Annotated in this window: 6 protein-coding genes; 3 read left to right on the top strand and 3 right to left on the bottom strand. The window is 52.4% G+C overall.

Translation table 11 applies throughout. The features are described from left to right. The first annotated feature begins 31 nt into the window (after positions 1 to 31). Together VI25_RS25500 and VI25_RS25495 are read left to right on the top strand one after the other, a co-directional pair. Complete coding sequence (locus tag VI25_RS25500) at positions 32 to 250, top strand: hypothetical protein (RefSeq protein ID WP_052695800.1); 219 nt, start codon at positions 32 to 34, stop codon at positions 248 to 250. 23 nt (positions 251 to 273) lie between these two features. After that, the gene (locus VI25_RS25495; protein ID WP_052695798.1) at positions 274 to 663 is read left to right on the top strand and encodes an integrase core domain-containing protein; all 390 of its coding nucleotides are present in this window, start codon (positions 274 to 276) and stop codon (positions 661 to 663) included. A gap of 280 nt (positions 664 to 943) precedes the next feature. Here the strand turns inward: VI25_RS25495 and VI25_RS25490 are convergent, their stop codons facing one another. Next, on the bottom strand, positions 944 to 1,081 hold the full coding sequence (locus VI25_RS25490) for a hypothetical protein (RefSeq protein WP_161807042.1): 138 nt from the start codon (positions 1,079 to 1,081) through the stop codon (positions 944 to 946). A 563-nt stretch (positions 1,082 to 1,644) separates the two neighbouring features. Beyond that, positions 1,645 to 1,791 carry a hypothetical protein gene (locus tag VI25_RS25485; protein WP_161807041.1) on the bottom strand — a complete coding sequence of 49 codons (147 nt, stop codon included), beginning with the start codon at positions 1,789 to 1,791 and terminating at the stop codon, positions 1,645 to 1,647. A 328-nt stretch (positions 1,792 to 2,119) separates the two neighbouring features. Between VI25_RS25485 and VI25_RS22690 the strand changes: the two genes are divergently transcribed. Continuing rightward, positions 2,120 to 2,614 (top strand): lipocalin family protein, encoded by a 495-nt coding sequence (locus VI25_RS22690; protein WP_152981795.1) that lies wholly within the window; start codon positions 2,120 to 2,122, stop codon positions 2,612 to 2,614. A gap of 253 nt (positions 2,615 to 2,867) precedes the next feature. Here the strand turns inward: VI25_RS22690 and VI25_RS27475 are convergent. Further along, on the bottom strand, positions 2,868 to 3,111 hold a 244-nt coding region (locus tag VI25_RS27475; RefSeq protein ID WP_236705218.1), incomplete at its 5' end, for a hypothetical protein.

Below are 3,111 nucleotides of genomic sequence, written 5' to 3'. Positions count from 1 at the left end.
CCAAATAGGTCGTCATCGCATCCGATAAGTCTTGCACCGCCGCCGGCTAGTGGCCGTGCAGCCGCGAGCTTTCATCCCGCGCACCACCCAGAGCGAACACGGTCCGCGCGTAGCATCCAATCAATTGCTGGACCGACCAGCACCTACGGCGGCCGACCAGGTGTGGGTGGGCGATATCACCTACCTACCGCTACAAAACGGCAACTGGGCGTATTTAGCCGCGTTTCAGGATGTCTACCCAAACGGGTAGTAGGCTGGCAGGTGTTGGGTGGAATGCCTGAACAACTCATGATGAGTGCCTTACGGCAAGCGCTGCTGAGTCGGCAACCCGCCGAAGGACTTGTGGTCCACTCCGACCGGGGCGGGCAGTACTGTAGTACTACTTACCAACGCTTGCTCACCGAGCGACACTTCGTGCGCAGTATGAGCCGCCGGGGTGAGTGCTATGACAATGCCCAAGCCGAAAGCCTGTGGTCACGGGTGAAAACGGAGGTACTCCTAAGCCGCTTTACCTTTGCTTCTGTGGCTGAGGCGCAAGCCGAGCTGGCCACGTATTTTGACTACTACAATTACCAGCGGCGGCACCCGGCGTTAGGCTACGAGTGCCCGCATATATTTGAACAACAAGTTCTTTTAACGAACGCCCAACTCTGTCTCACCTAACCCGACCACCTCAGAAGGGGACCCACTAGTCGTCGCCGGAGCCATGGCACCGGTGGCCTAAACGGTGAACCAAGGCTCTCATTCGAGCACATCGAACCGGGTGGGGCCACTGCTGAGCAAGTGGCCAAAGAGCGCGTAAAAGCCCAGATCACGACGGCTTACTTGGTCCAGTCCGGAAGCCGTTTGTCGTCTGTTCCCTCCCATTTCGACCGTCTCTTCTGGAACCGCCCTTTCTACAGGAATAGAAGGGGCGGTTCCGGAAAAGACGGTCAACAGGCGACTAGGGGTTAACGTGCTTGAGCTTCCGGCGGCGACGCTCTTGGGCCTGCTTTACGCGGCGGTGCAGGGCTTCCCGGGCGGTTTCTGGCTGCTGGGCAGCGGCCGGGGTAGTTTCGGTCTGGATGGGCTTGGTCGACATACAAAAGAAGGTTATGGTCTGCTCAAAGATAATCTTCTCCGGCACATACGGGCGCACCTTGCTTCCTCGAACGAGTGACGACCCCGGCTACTGGTTCGGTTTGACGTGCTAGGGTAGGGCTTAAGGCTAAACGAGGCAGCGATAAGACGTCCCCCTGAAACAAAGCGCTTTGCCGCTTTTAGGTAGTACTTGTTGAGCCTGCGTTTATGTAATGATACAGAGCAAACGCTGCTCCTCTTTAGAAAGCGTTTGACTGTTGAAGGGGAATGCGGCAGGTATATAGAGTGATAATATGACCTATTAGCGTGCAAGGATAAATTAGGCCGAGCCTTCTAGGCACAAAAAAAGCCGTCCCTACCCGGACTACTTGAATCCTGCATTTTTAGGCTGCAAATGCACTTTTGCCTGAAATGGGGGCGGATGCCCTGCAGATTAGGGCAATGATACTCTAGAGACGCCGCTAGACATCAGCTTCAATTGAAAACAGCTGCTATATTGATTTACTAGCAGTGCAGCTATGAAATCCACATCCGCTAATAGAATGCAAGTCAAATCCGTATAGCTCACTTTATATATTCACCAAGCACATCATTAACGAAGTGAGGTATATCTTCTGGATCGGTTTCTATAGATGCCAAGTAGGCATCAACTTCTGGACTTTCTAAAGGAACAAAACGACAATTAGCAATAGATCCGTCAACTTGAGTCAAATCAGAGATAGACCCACGCACGATAAGAAGGAAGGTGCTTGTATTAGCCTGAAGCCAAGAAACAAAAATATCATGACCCTCCAATAAACGGTCGTTTACTGGAGGGCTTCATTAGCTGCCAAAACGGCTCGAAAATGCAGGTTTTCGGGGGCATCGCTATTAGCCTTTACTTGGATAGCTATTCTGTTTTAAAGGCATCAATCTTCTATCAGCGGTGACTATCTTTGTAACAGGCATTCTCGTTTTATGTAAATAACTCGTTACGGTGAAGGCATTCGTCTATGGGATAGAATCTCCCATCCTATTCTATCTTTAACGGATGCTGCCTATGCCTACCCGTACTCGGTTATTCGCTACTTGCCTGCTACTGGGGGTGTTTACTAGCCTAAGTAGTTGCCAGAAAGAGTCCACACCCCTCACCGTCCGTGAACGCCTAATGGCCCGCACGTGGCGGGTAACGGGAGGAACGGAACAAGAGGGATCGGCTCCTGTCCAAGACAGCTATGCCAGCGCCAGCCCCTGCTTTCTGGATAACCTCTACACCTTTAACGCCGACCAGTCGATCGTCCTAGACGAGGGCCCAACCAAGTGCGACCCGCTAGCTGACCAGGCCTACACAGGTACCTGGACCTTATCGGAGAATGACCAGGTGCTGGAGGCCAACATTCCGCAACGGGCGGTCCCCCCGGTTTCGGCCGTCAACTACCGTATTTTCGGCACGATCGAAGAATTGACGGAAACGACGCTCATTGTTACCTGGCGCTTCACAAGCCCCACTAGCGGGCTGCCGAATGTGCGGCGAATAATCTATACCGGGCAGTAACCCCTTGGTCAGTTGCCCCTTTCCCCTTGTAGGGGAAATAGAGAGGCATTCCTGCGGGGTGGTTGCTCTTGCCTGCTGGGGAACGGAAAGGTGAGAGGTGTTCCACTAGCTAAATCAGTAGCAACAGGAGACGCGAGCGTAGCCAATCTTCATAGACTAAGTACAAGTTTTCCATCAAGAAGATATGCAATCTGTACTTCATAGCCTGTACCAGTTTAGTGAACTGACTTTCGCTCGGTTAAGGCCCTTTTCTTCAAAGCTTACTGCAAGTGATTGTACAGCTAAACGCGGGATGGTTCAGCCGTTGTTTCTCAAGCGCTTGGGCTACCTGGTAGGGCTGGCGAAAATTGAACTCATCGGGCCATACCAACAGATTGCTAAAAATCAAGGTATAAAGTGGGGAGGAAGCCACGCCGAGATCCTGCTTTCTTGGACCGTTTGGGTCCAAGCCATGGTGAGAAAACACCCCCTCATATACGTCTAACAAAAGGCTGGCG

It is taken from the genome of Hymenobacter sp. AT01-02 (assembly GCF_000961955.2).
Taxonomy (GTDB): Bacteria; Bacteroidota; Bacteroidia; order Cytophagales; family Hymenobacteraceae; genus Hymenobacter; species Hymenobacter mucosus.
Note: the sequence above shows the minus strand (reverse complement) of the source record. Positions and strands in the feature narration are given on the sequence as shown.